General features: G+C 73.3%; 16 protein-coding genes. 4 read left to right on the top strand and 12 right to left on the bottom strand.

Annotated features, from left to right (window positions below; all coding sequences use genetic code 11):
* Positions 1 to 57: 57 nt before the first annotated feature.
* On the top strand, positions 58 to 2,868 hold the full coding sequence (locus FB455_RS04635; RefSeq protein WP_145752362.1) for a glycosyl hydrolase family 95 catalytic domain-containing protein: 2,811 nt from the start codon (positions 58 to 60) through the stop codon (positions 2,866 to 2,868).
* A gap of 52 nt (positions 2,869 to 2,920) precedes the next feature.
* On the opposite strand, the gene FB455_RS04640 is transcribed toward FB455_RS04635, so the two are convergent.
* Complete coding sequence (locus FB455_RS04640) at positions 2,921 to 3,634, bottom strand: hypothetical protein (RefSeq protein WP_013285854.1); 714 nt, start codon at positions 3,632 to 3,634, stop codon at positions 2,921 to 2,923.
* Between the two features lie 73 nt (positions 3,635 to 3,707).
* Here FB455_RS04640 and FB455_RS04645 point away from each other — a divergent pair, with 73 nt between their 5' ends.
* Entirely contained in the window at positions 3,708 to 4,535 is an 828-nt protein-coding gene (locus FB455_RS04645; protein WP_013285855.1) for a PIG-L family deacetylase, read from the top strand.
* A gap of 34 nt (positions 4,536 to 4,569) precedes the next feature.
* On the opposite strand, the gene FB455_RS04650 is transcribed toward FB455_RS04645, so the two are convergent.
* Positions 4,570 to 5,712 (bottom strand): carboxylate-amine ligase, encoded by a 1,143-nt coding sequence (locus FB455_RS04650; RefSeq protein WP_030268985.1) that lies wholly within the window; start codon positions 5,710 to 5,712, stop codon positions 4,570 to 4,572.
* Between the two features lie 141 nt (positions 5,713 to 5,853).
* Positions 5,854 to 7,278 carry a type I glutamate--ammonia ligase gene (glnA, locus tag FB455_RS04655; protein ID WP_030268987.1) on the bottom strand — a complete coding sequence of 475 codons (1,425 nt, stop codon included), beginning with the start codon at positions 7,276 to 7,278 and terminating at the stop codon, positions 5,854 to 5,856.
* A 233-nt stretch (positions 7,279 to 7,511) separates the two neighbouring features.
* Between glnA and FB455_RS04660 the strand changes: the two genes are divergently transcribed.
* A complete protein-coding gene (locus FB455_RS04660) occupies positions 7,512 to 9,296 on the top strand; it encodes an N-acetylglutaminylglutamine amidotransferase (RefSeq protein WP_013285858.1) in 1,785 nt (594 codons plus the stop codon).
* Between the two features lie 19 nt (positions 9,297 to 9,315).
* Entirely contained in the window at positions 9,316 to 9,576 is a 261-nt protein-coding gene (locus FB455_RS04665) for a YegP family protein (RefSeq protein WP_013285859.1), read from the top strand.
* A 90-nt stretch (positions 9,577 to 9,666) separates the two neighbouring features.
* Here FB455_RS04665 and FB455_RS34190 read toward each other — a convergent pair whose 3' ends face one another.
* The 9 genes from FB455_RS34190 to FB455_RS04705 all read right to left on the bottom strand — a co-directional run bounded on the left by FB455_RS34190 (position 9,667) and on the right by FB455_RS04705 (position 17,993).
* Positions 9,667 to 9,837 (bottom strand): hypothetical protein, encoded by a 171-nt coding sequence (locus FB455_RS34190; protein ID WP_013285860.1) that lies wholly within the window; start codon positions 9,835 to 9,837, stop codon positions 9,667 to 9,669.
* 104 nt (positions 9,838 to 9,941) lie between these two features.
* The gene (locus tag FB455_RS04670) at positions 9,942 to 10,643 is read right to left on the bottom strand and encodes an aspartate/glutamate racemase family protein (RefSeq protein WP_145752365.1); all 702 of its coding nucleotides are present in this window, start codon (positions 10,641 to 10,643) and stop codon (positions 9,942 to 9,944) included.
* Complete coding sequence (locus tag FB455_RS04675) at positions 10,640 to 11,920, bottom strand: NAD(P)/FAD-dependent oxidoreductase (RefSeq protein ID WP_030268992.1); 1,281 nt, start codon at positions 11,918 to 11,920, stop codon at positions 10,640 to 10,642. Before FB455_RS04675 ends, FB455_RS04670 begins: the two co-directional genes overlap by 4 nt.
* Positions 11,921 to 11,933: 13 nt before the next feature.
* Entirely contained in the window at positions 11,934 to 12,812 is an 879-nt protein-coding gene (locus FB455_RS04680; RefSeq protein ID WP_145752367.1) for a family 3 encapsulin nanocompartment shell protein, read from the bottom strand.
* Between the two features lie 14 nt (positions 12,813 to 12,826).
* Positions 12,827 to 13,666 (bottom strand): class I SAM-dependent methyltransferase, encoded by an 840-nt coding sequence (locus FB455_RS04685; RefSeq protein WP_013477124.1) that lies wholly within the window; start codon positions 13,664 to 13,666, stop codon positions 12,827 to 12,829.
* 29 nt (positions 13,667 to 13,695) lie between these two features.
* The gene (locus FB455_RS04690) at positions 13,696 to 14,526 is read right to left on the bottom strand and encodes an SDR family NAD(P)-dependent oxidoreductase (protein ID WP_013285865.1); all 831 of its coding nucleotides are present in this window, start codon (positions 14,524 to 14,526) and stop codon (positions 13,696 to 13,698) included.
* Between the two features lie 4 nt (positions 14,527 to 14,530).
* Positions 14,531 to 15,502, bottom strand: a complete 972-nt coding sequence (locus FB455_RS04695; RefSeq protein WP_145752369.1) for a sulfotransferase — start codon at positions 15,500 to 15,502, stop codon at positions 14,531 to 14,533.
* Positions 15,499 to 16,683 (bottom strand): MFS transporter, encoded by a 1,185-nt coding sequence (locus tag FB455_RS04700; protein WP_013285867.1) that lies wholly within the window; start codon positions 16,681 to 16,683, stop codon positions 15,499 to 15,501. Before FB455_RS04700 ends, FB455_RS04695 begins: the two co-directional genes overlap by 4 nt.
* Complete coding sequence (locus tag FB455_RS04705; protein ID WP_145752371.1) at positions 16,680 to 17,993, bottom strand: DegT/DnrJ/EryC1/StrS family aminotransferase; 1,314 nt, start codon at positions 17,991 to 17,993, stop codon at positions 16,680 to 16,682. Before FB455_RS04705 ends, FB455_RS04700 begins: the two co-directional genes overlap by 4 nt.
* Positions 17,994 to 18,277 lie beyond the last annotated feature (284 nt).

The following is an 18,277-nucleotide window of genomic DNA, read 5'->3' on the forward strand; positions in this document are numbered from 1 at the left end:
CGACCCGCCCGCGCACCGGCCGCACCACCGCCCGACCCGCCCTGCGAGGAGAAGACCATGTCCGACGTGACCCGAAGGAACATCCTCAAGGCCGGCGCGGCCGGGGCCGGTGCCGCGCTGGTGCCGGCCGCCTGGAGCGCCGCCGCACGCGCCGGCTCGGCGGCGCCACCACAGGTACTGGCCGCGAACGACCTGGCACTCTGGTACGACGAACCGGCCGGCACCGACTGGCTGCGTGCCCTGCCGATCGGCAACGGGCGGCTCGGCGCGATGGTGTTCGGCAACGTCGACACCGAACGGCTCCAGCTCAACGAGGACACCGTCTGGGCCGGCGGCCCGTACGACTCGGCGAACACCAGGGGCGCGGCCAACCTGGCCGAGATCCGGCGTCGGGTCTTCGCCGACCAGTGGACCTCGGCCCAGGACCTGATCAACCAGACCATGATGGGCAGCCCGGGTGGTCAGCTCGCGTACCAGACCGTCGGCGACCTCCGGCTCGCCTTCGGTTCGGCGAGCGGGGCGACGCAGTACAACCGGACGCTCGACCTCACCACCGCCACCGTCACCACCACGTACGTGCAGGGCGGCGTCCGGTACCAGCGGGAGGTGTTCGCCAGCGCGCCCGACCAGGTCATGGTGCTCCGGCTGACCGCCGACCGCGCGAACGCGATCACGTTCTCCGCCGCGTTCGACAGCCCGCAGCGGACCACCGTGTCCAGCCCGGACGGCGCGACCATCGCGCTCGACGGCGTCTCCGGGTCGATGGAGGGGGTCACCGGCTCGGTACGGTTCCTCGCGCTGGCGAACGCCGCCGTCACCGGCGGCACGGTCAGCAGCTCCGGCGGCACGCTGCGGGTGTCCGGCGCCACCAGCGTGACGGTCCTGGTCTCGATCGGGTCCAGCTACGTCAACTACCGCACCGTCAACGGCGACTACCAGGGCATCGCCCGCAACCGGCTGAACGCCGCCAAGAGCGTCGCCGCCGACCAGCTCCGCACCCGCCACCGCGCCGACTACCAGGCGCTGTTCGACCGGGTCACGATCGACCTGGGCCACACGGCCGCCGCCGACCAGCCCACGGACGTACGGATCGCGCAGCACGCGAGCACCAACGACCCGCAGTTCGCCGCGCTGCTGTTCCAGTTCGGGCGGTACCTGCTGATCTCCTCGTCGCGGCCGGGCACCCAGCCGGCGAACCTCCAGGGCATCTGGAACGACTCGCTGACGCCGTCCTGGGACTCGAAGTACACGGTCAACGCCAACCTGCCGATGAACTACTGGCCGGCCGACACCACGAACCTCTCAGAGTGCTTCCTGCCGGTCTTCGACATGGTCAAGGACCTCACCGTGACCGGCGCGCGGGTCGCCCAGGCGCAGTACGGCGCCGGCGGCTGGGTCACCCACCACAACACCGACGCCTGGCGGGGCGCGTCGGTCGTGGACGGCGCGTTCTGGGGCATGTGGCAGACTGGCGGGGCCTGGCTGAGCACGCTCATCTGGGACCACTACCTGTTCACCGGCGACAGCGGTTTCCTCCAGGCCAACTACCCGGCGCTCAAGGGCGCCGCCCAGTTCTTCCTCGACACCCTGGTCGCCCACCCGACGCTCGGCTACCTGGTGACGAACCCGTCGAACTCGCCGGAGCTGGCGCACCACGCGAACGCCAGCGTCTGCGCCGGCCCGACGATGGACAACCAGATCCTGCGCGACCTGTTCGACGCCGCGGCCCGGGCGAGCGAGGTGCTCGGCGTCGACACCACCTTCCGGTCCCAGGTGCGCACCGCCAGGGACCGGCTGCCGCCGAGCCGCGTCGGCTCCCGGGGGAACGTGCAGGAGTGGCTGGCCGACTGGGTCGAGACCGAACGCACCCACCGGCACGTCTCCCACCTGTACGGGCTGCACCCCGGCAACCAGATCACCAGGCGCGGCACCCCGGCGCTGTACGAGGCCGCCCGCAGGACGCTGGAGCTGCGCGGCGACGACGGGACCGGCTGGTCCCTCGCCTGGAAGATCAATTTCTGGGCGCGGCTGGAGGACGGCGCCCGCGCCCACAAGCTCCTGCGCGACCTGGTGCGTACCGACCGGCTCGCGCCGAACATGTTCGACCTGCACCCGCCGTTCCAGATCGACGGCAACTTCGGCGCCACCTCGGGCATCGCCGAGATGCTGCTGCACAGCCACACCGGCGAGCTGCACCTGCTGCCCGCGCTGCCGACCGCCTGGCCCGCCGGGCAGGTCGCGGGCCTGCGCGGCCGGGGCGGCTACACGGTGTCGCTGACCTGGAGCAGCGGCCAGGCCGACGAGATCACCGTCCGCGCCGACCGCGACGGCACGCTGCGACTGCGGTCCCGGCTGTTCACCGGGAGCTTCACCCTCGCCGACGTCACCGACGGCAGCACACCCGCCACCACCCGGCCGGAGTCCGACGTCGTCGCGCTCACCGTCCGCGCCGGGCACACCTACCGCGCGGCCCGGCCCGGCGTGACGCCGTCGCCGACCCCGACCGTCACACCCACATCGAGTACGACGCCGAGCCCGGCGCCCACCACCAGCTCCCCGGCGCCGTCCGGCGCGCGTGCCACGTACGCGATCACCGGCTCCTGGTCCGGTGGCTTCCAGGCCGAGGTCACGGTGACCGCCGGCGCCACCGCGATCCGCGGCTGGACGGTCTCCTGGACGTTCCCGAACGGGCAGGTGATCAACCAGATCTGGAGCGGCACGCACACCCAGAACGGCGCGAACGTGACGGTGCGCAACGTCGACTACAACGGCTCGGTGCCGGCCGGCGGCTCCACCACGTTCGGCTTCATCGGTGCCGTCAACGGCAGCAACAACCCGCCGGCGAACCTCACCTGCACGACCACCTGAGCACCGACGCACCCCGCTTCGGTCACCCGGCCGGGGCGGGGCGTGCCGCCGGTCAGGCCAGCAGCGTCTCGCGCAGCCGCGCGCCCAGGTTCAGCTCGCCGACCACGCGGGGACCGGCCGGGTCGTACACGGCGATGCGGTGGTTGCGGCGCATCATCTCCCGTACCGCCGGCGGCAGCCGGGGCGGGTCGTCCATCGTCGCGAGCACCCGCGCGCCGGTGCCCATCAGCCGCTCCACGAGCCTCGCGCTGTCGGTGTCCACACGCACCCGGCCGAACTCCCAGCCGGCGGTGGTCAGGTCGAGCACCTCGAACAGGCGCGTCACGAACGGCTGCGGGTCGGTCACCCGGTCCAGCCGGTCGGCCCGCCCGCCGACCACCGCCACGGCGGCGCTGACCTGCGCGTACGGGTGCAGCCCGCTGGGCAGCGCGCCGAGCGGCCAGCGCAGCGCCGGCCCGGCCTCCTTCCACAGGGGCCGGTAGTTCCGGCGGTGCACCAGCAGCCGCCGCCCGGTGCGCCGGAACACCTCCTGCGCCTGGCCCTGGAGGTCGGCGTGCGCCTGGTCGGCGGCCTCGCAGACGATCCCGGCGGCCACCACGAGACCGTCGTCATCGGACAGCAGCCGTGTGATCGCGTCGGCCTGCTCCGGGAACCGGAGGCGGGCGTGCGCCCCGTAGGACCGCCGCACGTCCCGCAGCAGCTCCTGCTGACGTGCGGGGTCCAGTTCGACCCGTCCGCCACCGAGCAACCGCTGGAGCCAACCCATCGCGCCTCGCTTCCGTCGCCGTCTGCGGACCGGGCAATGCTAGTTCGTCGGCCGATGCTCGTATGGTGACGGGGTGACCGATCGATCCCTGACCCTGATGGCGGTGCACGCGCACCCCGACGACGAGGCGACGAGCACCGGCGGCGTCCTGGCGCGCTATGCGGCCGAGGGCGTCACCACTGTGCTCGTGACGTGCACCGACGGGGGGTGCGGCGACGGTCCCGGCGGGATCAAACCGGGCGACCCCGGCCACGACCCGAAGGCCGTGGTCGAGATGCGCCGCGCCGAGCTGGCCGCCAGTTGCGAGGCGCTCAAGGTCACCCACCTGGAGACGCTCGACTACGGCGACTCCGGGATGATGGGCTGGGCGACGAACGACGCGCCCGGCGCGTTCTGGAACACGCCGGTGGCCGAGGCGGCCGACCGGCTGGCCGAGCTGATCCGGCGCTACCGCCCCGACGTGGTGGTCACCTACGACGAGAACGGCTTCTACGGCCACCCGGACCACATCCAGGCCCACCGGATCACCATGGCCGCTGTGGAGCAGACCGGCATCCCGGCCAAGGTCTACTGGACCACAGTGCCGCGCAGCGCGTTCCAGCAGTTCGGCACCGTCATGAAGGAGATCGGGGTGGAGTTCCCCGAGCCGGAGGCGACCGACGAGATGCCGGCGCTGGGCCTGCCGGACGACGAGATCACCACCTGGGTCGACACCAGCGGCTACGGCGGGCAGAAGTTCGCCTCGCTCGCCGCGCACGCCAGCCAGGCGGAGAACATCTTCTTCCTGCGCCTGGGGCAGGAGCGGTTCACCGAGCTGATGAGCATGGAGACGTTCGTGCGGGTGCGGGACACCACCGGCGCGGCCACACCCGAGGACGACCTGTTCGCCGGGTTGCGCTGACCGGTCGCCGGTCCGGTCCGGGGAGGTCATCGACTCACGTCGAGACGGTCTGTGCGGCCAGGTGCGCCAGCACGGCGCGGACGTCCCCGTCGGTCCCGGCCATGATCCGTCGTTGCCGGGTGGCGCCGGTGCCGTCCCGGCGCACCCGGTCCAGCTCGCGCCGGACCAGACCCAGGTCACCGTGGCGGGCCAGCGCGGGCGTGACGGTGACGACCAGGTCGTCGACGAGGTCCCAGGCCGGCCGGGGCCGACCGGAGCGCAGGTCCACGAGCTTGCCGTCGACGCCGTCGTGGGCGGCCCGCCAGTGCGCGGCGGCGACCAGGCAGTCCCGGATGCGGGGTGCCGGCACACCGGCGCGGACGTCGTCGATCAGGGTGGCCACGAGCGCCCGGACCAGCCCGGCGACCAACACCGTGTCGTCGACTGTGGGGCACACGTCGCCGACCCGGACCTCCACCGTCGGGTACGCCGCGGACGGGCGGGCGTACCAGTAGACCATCGCGGCGTCGAGCATGATCCCGGCGGTGATCAGGTCCGCCACCGTGGCGTCGTAGTCGGCGGCGGAGTCGAAGTGCGGTGTCGGTCCGATGCTCGGCCACCGTTCCAGCTGCATCGAGCGCCAGCTCGCGTGGCCGGTGTCCCGCCCGTCGTGCAGCGGCGAGTTCGCGGTGAGCGCCTGCACCACCGGCAGCCACGGGCGCAGGTGGTTGCAGACCTGCACTGCCAGTTCCCGGTCCGGCACGCCGACGTGGACGTGGCAGCCGCAGACCGCCGGGTCGTGGGCCACCGGGCCGAACCGGCGGGACATGTCGTGGTAGCGCTGCTCGTCGGGCACCGTGCGGTGGGCCTCGCAGACCGGCGTGGCGCCGACGGCGACCAGCCGCGCCCCGGCCGCGTCGGCCGCCTGCGCGGCCGCCCGGCGCAGCGTGACCAGGTGCTCCCGCAGCTCTCCGAGATCGGGACTGACCGGCGTCACCATCTCGACCATGCTGTGCCGGAACTCCTGCCGGCTCTGCTCGCGGGCGGTGCCGGACAGCGCGCCGCGTACCCGGTCGGCGACCGGCATGCTCTCGCCGGTGGCCGGGTCCAGCAGCAGGAACTCCTCTTCCACCCCGAGGGTCAGGACGGTGGGGATCTGCGGGGTGGTGGTGGCGGTGGTGGTGGGCCGCGGCCTCACCGACGGCTCCACCGGCACGGAACGGTCGGCGTGTCGTCGTGAGGCGGAGTCATGTCTCGACGGTACGAGGGCGGGGGCCGGCCCGAGGCCGTTTCCGCCGACCACCGCCCCCGCGGGTGGCGGGGGCGGTGGCGGTACGGCTCAGCAGTCGAAGTAGAGCGCGAACTCGTGCGGGGTCGGGCGCAGCCGGACCGGGTCGACCTCGTTGGCGTTCTTCCAGTCGACCCAGGTGGAGATCAGGTCGGCGGTGAAGACGTTGCCGTCGAGCAGGTAGTCGTGGTCGGTCTCCAGCGCCGCCAGCGCCTCGGGCAGCGAGCCCGGGACCTGCTTGACGTCGCCCCACTCCTCCGGCGGCAGGTCGTAGAGGTCCTTGTCGATCGGCGCGGGCGGCTCGATCTTGTTCTTGATGCCGTCGAGACCGGCCATGAGCATGGCGGAGAACGCCAGGTACGGGTTGCTCGACGGGTCCGGCACCCGGAACTCGACGCGCTTGGCCTTCGGGTTGCTGCCGGTCACCGGGATGCGGGTGCAGGCGGAGCGGTTGCGCTGGGAGTAGACCAGGTTGACCGGCGCCTCGAAGCCGGGGACGAGACGACGGTAGGAGTTGATGGTCGGGTTGGTGAAGGCGAGCAGCGAGGGTGCGTGGTGCAGCAGGCCGCCGATGTACCAGCGGGCGGTGTCGGACAGGCCGGCGTAGCCGGTCTCGTCGTAGAACAACGGTTCGCCGCCGCGCCACAGGCTCTGGTGGGTGTGCATGCCGGAGCCGTTGTCACCGAACAGCGGCTTGGGCATGAACGTGGCGGTCTTGCCGGCGGCCCACGCCTCGTTCTTGATCAGGTACTTGAACAGCTGGAGCTCGTCGGCCGAGTGCAGCAGCGTCGAGAACCTGTAGTTGATCTCGGACTGCCCGCCGGTGCCCACCTCGTGGTGCGACCGCTCCACGGTGAAACCGGCGTCCACCATCCGGCGGACCATGCTGTCGCGCAGGTCGGCGTAGTGGTCGACCGGCGGCACCGGGAAGTAGCCACCCTTGTACGCGGTCTTGTAGCCGCGGTTGCCGCCCTCCTCGATCCGGCCGCTGTTCCAGGCGCCCTCGATCGAGTCGATGTAGTAGAACGACTGGTGTGCCGAGGTCTCGTGGCGGATGGAGTCGAAGATGTAGAACTCCGCCTCGGCGCCGAAGTAGGCGGTGTCGGCGATGCCGCTCGCCGCCAGGTACGCCTCGGCCTTCTTCGCCACGTTGCGCGGGTCGCGGGAGTACGCCTCGCGGGTGAACGGGTCGTGGACGAAGAAGTTCAACGCGACGGTCTTCTGCGTGCGGAACGGGTCCACGAACGCGGTCGCCACGTCCGGCAGCAGCAGCATGTCCGACTCGTGGATCGACTGGAAACCACGGATCGACGAGCCGTCGAAGGCGAGACCGTCGGTGAACACGCTGTCGTCGAACGACTCGACCGGCAGGTTGAAGTGCTGCATCACGCCGGGCAGGTCACAGAAACGTACGTCGACGAACTTCACGTCCTCGTCGGTGAGGTATCGCAGGAGTTCCTCGGAATTGGCGAACACACGTCCTCCTGGCAGGCGTCGTTGATCCTGGCCACGTCCCGTGGCCGGACCGCCCGGGGACATGGCCCGTACCGCCACCGTACGACGGCGCGCCGTGCCCGGCTCGCCAACAGCCCATCCGGGTTTCCTTCGCCACAGGCCGGGTAGTCGCCGTACCCGGCGGACCGCCCGGGAGACGACGTGGCGGGAGGTTGGCGTGGTGGGTGCTCCCCGACTGACCGGTGGACGCTGAGATGTGCGGGATCAGCGGTGAGGCCAGATTCGACGGGGCCGCCCCCGACGCCGCCGCGGTGACCCGGATGACCGCTGCCATGCGCTCACGCGGCCCGGACGGCGAGGGCACGTGGAGTGACGGCTGGATCACCCTCGGGCACCGTCGGCTGACAGTGATCGACCTGTCCGAGGCCGGCGCCCAGCCGATGGTCCGCGACGACCTCGGCCTGGCCCTGGTCTTCAACGGCTGCGTCTACAACTACCCGGAGCTGCGCGACGAGCTGCGCGCGGCCGGGCACACCTTCCGCAGCACCAGCGACACCGAGGTGATCCTGGTGGCGTACGCGCAGTGGGGGGAGCGGTTCGTCGACCACCTGGTCGGCATGTTCGCGGTCGCGCTGGTGGACCGGCGGCGCCGCCGCCTCGTGCTGGCCCGCGACCGGCTCGGCATCAAGCCGCTCTACCTCGCCGAGTCGCCCGGCCGGCTCCGGTTCGCCTCCACGCTGCCGGCGCTGCTGGCCGGCGGTGACGTCGACACCGGCATCGACCCGGTCGCGCTGCACCACTACCTGTCCTGGCACTCGATCGTGCCGGCGCCCCGCACGATCCTGCGCGGGATACGCAAGCTGCCGCCGGCCACCGTCCGGGTGATCGAGGCCGACGGGCGCAGCCGGGAGCGCGTCTACTGGCGGCCCGAGTACCGGCGCGACCCGGCCCACGACGGCATGGACGCCGCCGACTGGCGGGCCGCCGTCGGGGACGCGCTGCGCACCGCCGTACGCCGCCGGCTGGTCGCGGACGTGCCGGTCGGGGTGCTGCTCTCCGGCGGGCTCGACTCCAGCATGATCGTGGCGCTGCTCGACGACGCCGGACAGCACCACCTCCAGACGTTCAGCATCGGCTTCGACAGCCGCGGCGACGAGACCGGCGACGAGTTCCACTACTCCGACCTGGTGGCCCGCACGTTCGGCACCGACCACCACCGCATCCGGCTCGCCGACGGCGATCTCGGTCCGGCCGTACGCGCCACCGTGGCGGCCATGACCGAACCGATGGGCAGCCACGACGTGGTGGCGTTCCACCTGCTCTCCGAGCAGGTCGCCAAGCACGTGAAGGTGGCGCAGTCCGGCCAGGGCGCCGACGAGGTGTTCGCCGGCTACGGCTACCACCACCGGCTGGCCCGCTCGCCCCGAGAGGACGCGACGGCCGAGTTCACCGCCGCGTTCTTCGACCGCGACCACGCCGAGCTGACCGAGGTGGTCGAACCGGCGTACGCCTGCGACGGTGACGCCTCCGGCGAACTGGTCGCCGCGGACCTGGCCGCGCCGGGCGCGCAGACCGCCGTGGACGCGGTGCTGCGCCTGGACACGCACCTGATGCTGCCCGACGACCCGGTCAAGCGGGTGGACAGCATGAGCATGGCGTGGGGGCTGGAGGTGCGTACGCCCTTCCTCGACCAGGACCTGGTCACGCTCGCCGCGGCGTGCCCGCCGGAGCACAAGCTGGCGCAGGGCGGCAAGGGTGTGCTCAAGGACGTGGCCCGCGAGGTGCTGCCGGCCGAGGTCATCGACCGGCCCAAGGGCTACTTCCCGGTGCCGGCGCTGCGCAACGTCGACGGTCCCGTGCGAGAGTTGGTGGTCGAGGCGCTGGGTGCGCCCGAGGCGCGCCGGCGCGGGCTGTTCCGCCGGGCGTACGTCGACGAGCTGCTGGCCGAGCCGGACCGGGCCCAGGCCGCCGCCGGCAGCAACAAGTTGTGGCAACTGGGCCTGCTGGAGCTGTGGTTGCAGACGCACGGCGTGAGCTGAGCTGAGCGGGAGGAGCGCTGTGAAGTTCGTCATCGAGAGCGAGGCCGACGGCAGTGTGGGGTTCACGGTCGTCGGCGGCGACGGTCAGGTGCTCGCCACCGGGGCGCCCTGCCCGGACAAGGGCTCGGCGCTCGCGGTCGTCGGGGAGCTGATGCACGGGCTGGGCGACGCCTGCGTGGAGGACCGGACCGAGGCCGGTGCCGGGCCGGTGGCCGGCACCCGGACCGAGATCGGCGACGACATGTCGGACATCGGCCGCTCCGGCATCCCGCCGGTCTGACCGCGGCACGTCCTGGCGGCGTGACGGCGATCCGCCGGTCCGGCCGCGACACGTCCCGTCCGGCCGACGAGCCCGGGCGGGACGGTGCGCTCACTGCTCGTCGTCGAGCACGTCCGTGTGGCCGTCCCGGGTGACGGTGGGCGGCAGGTGCTCGTCCGGCTGGGGCGCCTCGGCGAGCGTGTGGTGCGGGTCGCCGTCGGGCGAGAACAGCACCCGATCGGTCTTGCGGGTCTTCTCCTGCTCCTCCTCCGGCTCCGTCACCGCGTTCTCCCTCCGCTCACCGGCGCCCCGGGCAGGCCGCCCCTCGTCCCACGCTAAGCGCCGGACGGGCGCCGGGAGCCGGTTTCCGCGCGACGGCCCCGCGGTCACCCACCGGGGCGGTACGGCCGCCGGGTGAGGCTCGCGTACGCCATCGTGGTCAGCGTGACGACGTCGAACACCGGCACGCCCAGCCGCGCCTGGATCCGGTGGGCGAACGGCACCAGGTCGGTGCACTCGACGACCAGCGCACCCAGTTCCGGATGCGCGTCGGACAGCGCGTCGACCCGCTCGTCCACCTCGGCCGCGAGCCGCCCGACGTCGAGGGCGTCGCGCCGCCCCTCCAGCATCACCTCGCGGAACTCCGGCTGCCCGGCCATGCCGGTGACCGCCACCGGGACGTCGGCGGCGCCGATCGCGGCCAGGTGGCGCGGGGTCAGCGCGGCCTCGTCGGCGACCAGCAGCCCGACCGGGCGCCCGACCATGCGGTGCACCATCGGCAGTTGCACCAGGCTCGACGACCACAGCGGGACGCGCACCGCGGCGGCGAGTTCGGCCTGGAACAGCACGAGGAACCCGCACGCCCCGGTGATCCCGGCGACCCCGGCCGCCTCCAGGTCGCGGGCCGCGTCGACGAACGGTCGCAGCAGCGCCGGGTCGGCCTCGCGGACCAGCCGCTGCGGCGTGGCGCCCTCCACCACCCGGTAGCGCACCGGGAAGTCGAACGTGTCCGGGTTGCGGATGTGCCCGGGGATCTTGTCGAAGCTGGTGTCGAGGCAGAGCACGCCGATCTCCGGCCGGTCGCTCACGAGATCCCCTTCCGGAAGCGGTCCAGGGCGAACGTCTCCAGCGGCAGGTCCGGCTCGGCGCCGGAGACGAGCTGGGCGAGCAGCCGTCCGCCGGCCGGGGCCAGGCCCATCCCGATGTGCCCGTGCCCGGTGGCCACGCTGACGTTGTCGTAGCCGTCGGCCCGCCCGATCAGCGGCAGGCTGTCCGGGGTGCACGGACGCAGGCCGCTCCACACGTCCAGCCGGCGGCCGGTGTCCAGCGCCGGCAGGTACCGCCGCGCGGTGTGCAGGATCCCGTCGACGCGGCGCGGTGAGATCGACGTGTCCAGCCCGGACAGCTCCAGCGTGCCGCCGACGCGTACCCGGTCACCCAGCGGCATCACGGCGACCTTGCCCTCGCTGAGCAGCACCGGCCGGGTGGGCGTGCCCGGCCCGGCGGGCAGCGTGACGGTGTAGCCCTTCGCCGGTTGCAGCGTCAGCCCGACGTCGAGCATCCGGGCGCAGGCCGCCGACCACACCCCGGCGGCGATCACCACCTCGGCCGGGCGCAGCTCGCCCCGGGCCGTGCGCACCGCGCGTACGCGCCGCCCGGTCACCTCGAAGTCGCGTACCTCCGCGCCGGTGACGACGTCCACGCCCCGGGCCCGCAGCGCCCGCGCGAGTGCCACCAGGAACGCCGGGATGCGCAGCGCGGCGCCCTCCTCGTTGAGCAGCGTCCCGGCCACCGCGAAGTCGACGCCGGGTTCCAGCCGGGCCAGCTCGGCCCGGTCCAGCTCGCGCAGCGGCACGCCACGCGCGGTCGCCGCCGGGATCGTCCGGCGCGCCTTCGCGTACCCCTGCTCGGTGTGGCAGGCGAGGATCATGCCGCGTTCGGTGAGCGTCCCGGCCAGCTCGTCCTCGGCGCAGATCTCGCGCAGCAGCGCGAGGCTGCGCTGTTTGAGCGCGAGCAGCGTCTCGAACCCGGCGCGGGCGTGCCGTTCGGTGCAGTGCCGGCGGAAGTGCCAGAGCCAGGCCAGCAGCGCGCCGTCCAGCCGGGGCCGGACCGCGAACGGGCTCTCCGGGCGCAACAGCCAGCGGATCCCGGTGGCCGGCACCCCCGGCTCGGCCAGCGGCGCCGAGCCCTGGGTGCCGACGAAGCCGGTGTTCCCGGCCGAGCAGGCCGCCGCGTCGCCGACCTCGCCCCGATCCACCACCGTCACGCTGAGCCCGGCGCGGCGCAGGAACCAGGCGCAGCACAGGCCCACCACGCCCGCGCCGACCACCAGCACGTCGGGGTCGGTACGGCCCGGCGTCGTCATCAGTCGCCGCCGGTCAGAGCGTCACGACGAAGAAGCAGGTGGGCAGGTTCACCACGACCCGCTCCCAGATCTCGGCGCGCAGTGCCACCCCGGGTTCGGCGAACGTGCCCGGCGGCGGTTCGGCGAACGCGATGGTGGACCGGCCGGCGTCGAACAGCAGCGCGCCGTGTCCGAAGTCCCCGACGATCGCGGTGCCCGGGTCGACCAGCCGGGTACGCACGATGAACACGCCGTTGTCCTCCACGTCCCGCATCAGCGAGCCGCTGCCCAGCAGGCGGTAGTAGTCGGCCGGGTTGATGATCAGCCCGTCGGCGGTGCTGCCCATCTGCTCGACCTCGTTGCACGCGGCCAGGACGGTGGACGCGAACGGTCCCGGGTCGGTGAGCCGGCCCAGGTCCGGCATGGTCAGCAGCCCGCCCTCGCCGCGCAGGATGGTGTGGTTCTCGGCCGTGGCCAGCCGCACCACCAGCCGGTAGTCGATGAACTGCGCGAAGCTGACCGGGTCCTCCCACAACGTGTCCGGCACCTGCACCCACGCGGTGGTGGTGAGCAGCGGCGGGATGGGGGAGCGGTGGAAGTGGTTGGCCGCCTCCCGGCGCAGGTCCGCGCCGTCCACCGCCGGGTCGTCCGGGCGGGGCGGGCTCTCGTGCCAGTAGTAGTCCTGCGGATCCCGGGACAGGTCCACCACCTTGAGCATGTTCCGCGACGGGTAGCGGGGCTTGCGCCGGGAACTGGTGAGCGAGTCGGTGATCGTCACGTCGTAGTCGACGCTGGTGTCGAAGCCGTTCTTGGCGAACGCCTCGACGAACGTCGCGCCGGGCGACATCTGCGTCTTCCGTTCGGCGACCACCTCGGCGATCGTCCGCTTCACGGTGTGGGTGCGCTGCGACATCTGCTGTCCCTCCCTCAGGCCGGCTTGCGGGCGACGAACATGCCCCAGCCGAACTCGCCCCTGTCGATCGCCGCCTGGATCTCGTCGCACGAGTCGGCGAAGCCGAGGATCCAGGTCCGCGCCGCCTCGTCCGCCGTCGTCTCCGCGCGCTCCCGGGCGGTGCGGCCCAGCACCCGGTACGTCTGCCTGATGTGCGCGTCGAGACTGCGCGCGACCACGTCCACGAACCCGGCCTCGGTCAGCGCCCGGCGGTAGCCGTCGAGCGAGTAGCCGTCGTTCCAGCGCACCCGGTCGTAGACGTGCCGGCGGGCCGCCTCGCCGATCCGATCGGTGGGCTGGAGGAAGTCGGACACCGCAAGCACCCCGCCGGGGGCGAGCACCCGGAACATCTCGGCGTGGCTGCGCGGCTTGTCCGGCACCAGGAACAGCGCGTCCTGGCTGACCACGTGCGTGAACGTGCCGTCGTCGTACGGCAGGGCGGTGGCCGAGCCGTGCCGGAACGACACCGGAAGCGAGGCGCCCCGCTCGGCGCGCCGCTGCTCGGCGAAGCGCACCCGCTCGATGCTCAGGTCCAGCCCCTCGCCCCGGCACCCGGTACGGGCGGCCAGGCGCAGCAGGAAGTTGCCGCAGCCGCAGCCCACGTCGAGCACGTTCGACGACGCGTCGATCCCGGCGTCCGCGGCCAGGATGTCGGAGGTCCGGTCGGCCGCCGCGTGGTAGTCGGTGTCGTCCTCCCCGGCGAAGTAGCCGGTGTGCAGCACGCCCTCGCTGTCCCAGAAGCTGAGGTACGTCTGCGTGGTCTGGTCGAAGAACTCGGAGACGTCCCGCTCGGTGAACCGGCTGGTCGTGGACATGGGCACTCCCTTGTGCGGCGGTCGGTGGGTCAGGCGTAGGTGTCCTTGCGGACGCCGGTGAGGTGGGGCAGGTCGGGGCCGGTGGCGGCGGCGCCGCCGTCGATCAGGTGCACCCCGGCGGTCACGTACGACGCGCGTTCGCCGGCCAGGAACGCGGCCACCGCGGCGACCTCCTCGGGCCGGGCCAGCCGCCCGACGGCGCTGTGGTGGCCCATCGCGGCCAGCCGCGCCTCGACGTCGCCGTCCGCGCCGGCGAGCCGGGCCGCGGCGCGTTCCATCGGCGGCGTCCGCACCCCGCCGGGCGCGAGCACGTTCACGGTGATGCCGTCGCGGCCCACGTCGACGGCGAGGCCCTGGGCGAAGCGGACCAGCGCTGCCCGGGTCACCCCGGACAGCACGAGCGGGCCGATCGGCACGCAGGCGGTCTCGGAGGCCACCAGCAGCAGCCGGCCCCAGCCCGCGGCACGCATGTGCGGCAGCGCGGCCATCGACACCGCTACCGCCGGCAGCAGCACCCGGTCCACAGCCGCCCGGTAGTCGTCCGTGCCGAACCCCGTGGCGGTGCCCACAGGCGGGCTGCCGCCGCTGACCAGCAGCACGTCCACCCCGCCCAGCTCCTCGGCGACCCGGTCCACCCAGCGGGCGGCGGCGCCGGTGTCGGTGAGGTCCACGCCGGTCGCGCTGACCCGGCCGGACGCCACAGCCGTCAGCTCCCGTTCGGCGGCGGCCAGCCGCTGCGGGTCACGCCCGCAGACCGCCACGTGCGCGCCCTCCGCGGCGAACTCCCTCGCGCAGGCCAGCCCGATGCCGCTGGTGCCGCCGGCGACGAGCGCCACCCGGCCCTTGAGCCCCAGATCCACGTCCTCACCTCTCCGTCTCGCCGACGCGGGCCGCCGCGCCGGGGTACGCCGGGTCGCCGTCCGGCCCGCCGGACCGGTAGCCGTACCGGGTGGACAGCGGCCAGCCCAGCGCCGCCACCGCGAGGCGCTGCCGGCCGGTGAGCGTGCGCCGCCACCCGTCGTCGCGGTCCCGGATGACGGTCGGGCCGGTCCGGAACCGGTCCGGGTTGCCGGTGACCGTGTGGTTGCCGCGCAGCTTGACGGTCCGCTCCCGTACCGGGTTGGCCGCCGGGTCCACGCCCACCAGCCGCAGCAAAGCGCCGATCGTGCCGGCCGGGTCGGCGGTGAAGTCCTCGTAGCGCAGGAACGCCGACCGGTCCGGGTACCGCCGGTTGATCGCCGCCGACGCGAGGTTGAACCCGTGCCAGTACGCGGTGCTGCGCGCCGCCGACATCGCGTAGACGTACTCCTTCGGCTCCCGCCACGAGTGCGCCACCGCGCGCGGGTCGCGCACCAGGTGCAGCCAGTACGCCTCGACGCCCGGCACGTGCGGCAGCAACGCCGACTCGCCGGGGATCTTGGTGCTGTCCACGATGACCCGGGCACCGGTGCGCGCGGCCACCTCCCGGTAGACCGCGCCGAGCAGGTCCGCGTGCGCCCGGGTGTCCGCGTCGTACGCGCCCCGGCGCAGCACCCGCCACGTGTGCCGGGTCCGCAGCCGGGCGCGTTGCCGGCGGATCACCTCGGCGGCGTGCGCGTCCGCCGGCATCCCGGCCGGGCGGCCCAGCGGCAGCACCGCCGACCACAGCGGACACGCGGTCAGCGCGGCGCCGCAGCCGCACCTGTCGTTCACCCCGCGCCCGGTCGAGTTCTTCCACAGGAAGTGCAGCTCACCGACGTGCACCACACCGGGCGCCTCGCCGAGGACGTTGCCGATGATGGTGCTGCCGTTGCGGCACCAGCCGTTGACGCTCAGGACGGTCACCGGTGGGCTCATGCCGCGCGTACCTCCGCCGCCTGGGCGGGCGCGGGCGCCGGCCGGCCGATGCGCAACGCCATCGCGGCGGCGACGGCCGCGCCGGCCGCACCCGCGACGAACACCGCCGGATAGCCGAGACCGGCCGCGACCAGGCCGGTCGCCGGCCCCCACACCGCCAGGCCCAGATCCCAGAACGAGGTGTACGCCCCGATCGCCGCGCCCTGCCGCGCCGGGTCGGTGCGGTTCATCACCATCAGCGCCAGCGACGGGTGCAGCAGGGAGAACCCGACGCCCATCACCACGCTGCCGGCCACCGCCACCGGCAGGTTCGGCGCGACGGCGATGACCAGCAGCCCGACCGCCTCGCCGACGCCGCACCAGGCGGCCACCCGGCGCGGGCCGAGCCGGTCCGGCAGGTGCCCGATGACCAGGCGGGTGCCGGCGTACACGGCGCTGAAGCAGCTCAGCACCACCACGCCGTGGCCGATGCCCCGGGCGTCCAGGTGCAGCACGACGAACGCGGCAAGACCCGCGTACCCGGCGGCGCCGAAGGTGAGCGCGATGCCGGGCAGCAGCGCCGGGCGCAGCAGCAGCCCGGCACCCTTTGCCGCGGGTGCGGTACGCGCCGGCGCGGGCACCAGCGCGACGAGCGCCGCGCCGACCGCCGGAGCGACCGCGCTGAGCAGCCACACCGCCGGATAGCCGGCCTGCTGCACTGTCGCGCCGAGGAACGTGCCGGCGGAGATGCCGCCCCACATGCTCACCCCGTACAGGCCGATGAGCTGGCCGCGCCGCTCGTGCGGGGCGAGCTGCACGATCCACACCGCACCGGCGGTGAACAGCGCCGCCTCACCGGCACCGAGCAGCAGCCGGACCGCGACCAGCGCGGGCACACTCAGCGGGGCCAGGTAGAGCAGGCCACCACCGGCCACCACGAGCGCCCCGGCCAGCATCACCGTCCGATGGCCGTGCCGGTCGGCGAGCGCGCCCGCGACCGGCCGGACCAGCAGCGCGGTCACCGCGGTCACCGTGACCACCACGCCGACTGTCAGGTCGCCGGCGTCGTGCCGTTCGCGCAGGAAGCCGGGCAGCACCGGGATCACCGCTGTCAGTCCGAGGTAGCCGGTGAACAGCCCGCCGAGCAGCCCGGCGAGCGCGAGCCGGGGCAGGGGCCGGGCGGGGGCCTGCGCGCCGGTCACGACCCGACCAGGGCTGTCTCACGGGCGGCGGCCACCTTGCGGACCGCGCTGACCAGGTCGTCGCAGTCCCCGGGCGTGAGGTTGGACGATAGCGGCACGTCGACGGTCTCGGTCAGCAGCCGTGCGGTACGTGGCAGCGTCGCGCGGATCTCGCCGGGGTCGGCGCTGTCGTACAGGAACCGCCAGTTCCAGAACGCCCGGACGTTGAGGTCGTCGTCCGCGCCGATGTTGCGGGCGTCGATCCCCTCAGCCCGCAGCGCGCGGGCGAACCAGCCCGCGTCGCCGCCTGGTACGCGGAACACGAACGCCTCCCCGAGGTACGCCCCGGGCGCGACCGGCCGCCGGACCGCGATGCCGGGCAGCCCGGCCAGGGCGGCGCTGACGTGCGCGTAGTTGCGGTGGAACAGCGCCAGCCGCTGCGGCAGCCGGGTCAGCTCGGCGCGCAGCAGTGCCGCCCGGATCTCGTCCATCCGCAGGCTCAGCAGCGGCAGGTCCAGGCCGGTCAGCGGCGGCTCGCCGTCCGGGAAGTGCCGCCGCAGCCGCCCCTCGTACGCCCCGGACAGCGCCACCGCCCGCGCGAACAGCGTGCTGTCGTCGGTGATCAGGAAACCGCCCTCGCCGCAGTTGAGCGCCTTGTCGGACTGGGTGCTGAACGCCCCGGCGGCCCCGAACGTGCCGAGCTTGCGGCCGTTGAGTTCGGCGCCGAGCGCGGGCACCGCGTCCTCGATGAGCGGCACGCCCATCTCGGCGGCGAACGCGGACAGCGCCTCGACGTCGGCGGCGAAGCCGCGCATGTGCACGACCATGACGGCGCGGATCTCGGGGTGCCAGCGGCGGCGCAGGTCGTCGAGGTCCATCCGCAGGTCGTCGTCGACCTCGACCAGGAATGGCCGGCAACCGGCCAGGACAATGGCGCTGGGGGTGGCGACGAAAGTGAATCCGGGGCAGGCCACCAATGATCCCGGCGGCACTCCGGCGCCCATCAGGGCGAGCGCCAGTGCGGCGGTCCCGCTGGAAACGGCCAGCGCGTGCCGGGTGCCGAAATAGCGACACAGTTCGTCCTCGAACCGCCCGCATTCGGTTTCGTTCGGCGGCCGATGGTCGTATCGGAAGTAGAGGTGACTGCGGACGGCGCGAATGGCCGCGTCCTCGTCCTCGGTGTGCACGAACACGGCGCCCTTGTCGTACGTCGGCCAGGGCGTGCGCCGCACCGGCTGTCCGCCGTGCAGGGCGAGCTGTTCGGGCAGCTCAGAGCCGTTCTGCACCGGCCTCGGCGGGCTCGGTGCGGGAGCGTCGTTGTTCCCGTCCACCGGCGGACTCCTCGGGCGAGCGGCGACAATTCCTATTAGCTCGGTAGGATTGGCCGGGCGTGCGCCGGGCATGGTCGCCCGGCGGAATCGCAGTCCCGGCGCGATCCCGTCGAGGGGTAAGAAATGCCACCAGATCCGACATTCATGGTACGTCGATCCAGCGAGAGTAATGATTGTCGTCGATCCCGTACTCGTCAACAGATAGACGTGAATATGTTCGGCGCCGGGCCGTGCCGACAGTGGACTATGCGGAATTGTCGCTGCCGTCCCGCTGATCCGTCGGC

The sequence above is a fragment of the Micromonospora sp. CNZ296 genome (genome assembly GCF_007827635.1).

Bases quoted from the DNA above. Each gene is read 5' to 3' on its own strand.
- FB455_RS04635 (WP_145752362.1), top strand. From the start codon at position 58: ATGTCCGACGTGACCCGAAGGAACATCCTCAAGGCCGGCGCGGCCGGG.
- FB455_RS04640 (WP_013285854.1), bottom strand. From the start codon at position 3,634: ATGGGTTGGCTCCAGCGGTTGCTCGGTGGCGGACGGGTCGAACTGGAC.
- FB455_RS04660 (WP_013285858.1), top strand. From the start codon at position 7,512: ATGTGCGGGATCAGCGGTGAGGCCAGATTCGACGGGGCCGCCCCCGAC.
- FB455_RS04675 (WP_030268992.1), bottom strand. From the start codon at position 11,920: ATGACGACGCCGGGCCGTACCGACCCCGACGTGCTGGTGGTCGGCGCG.
- FB455_RS04680 (WP_145752367.1), bottom strand. From the start codon at position 12,812: ATGTCGCAGCGCACCCACACCGTGAAGCGGACGATCGCCGAGGTGGTC.
- FB455_RS04685 (WP_013477124.1), bottom strand. From the start codon at position 13,666: ATGTCCACGACCAGCCGGTTCACCGAGCGGGACGTCTCCGAGTTCTTC.
- FB455_RS04695 (WP_145752369.1), bottom strand. From the start codon at position 15,502: ATGAGCCCACCGGTGACCGTCCTGAGCGTCAACGGCTGGTGCCGCAAC.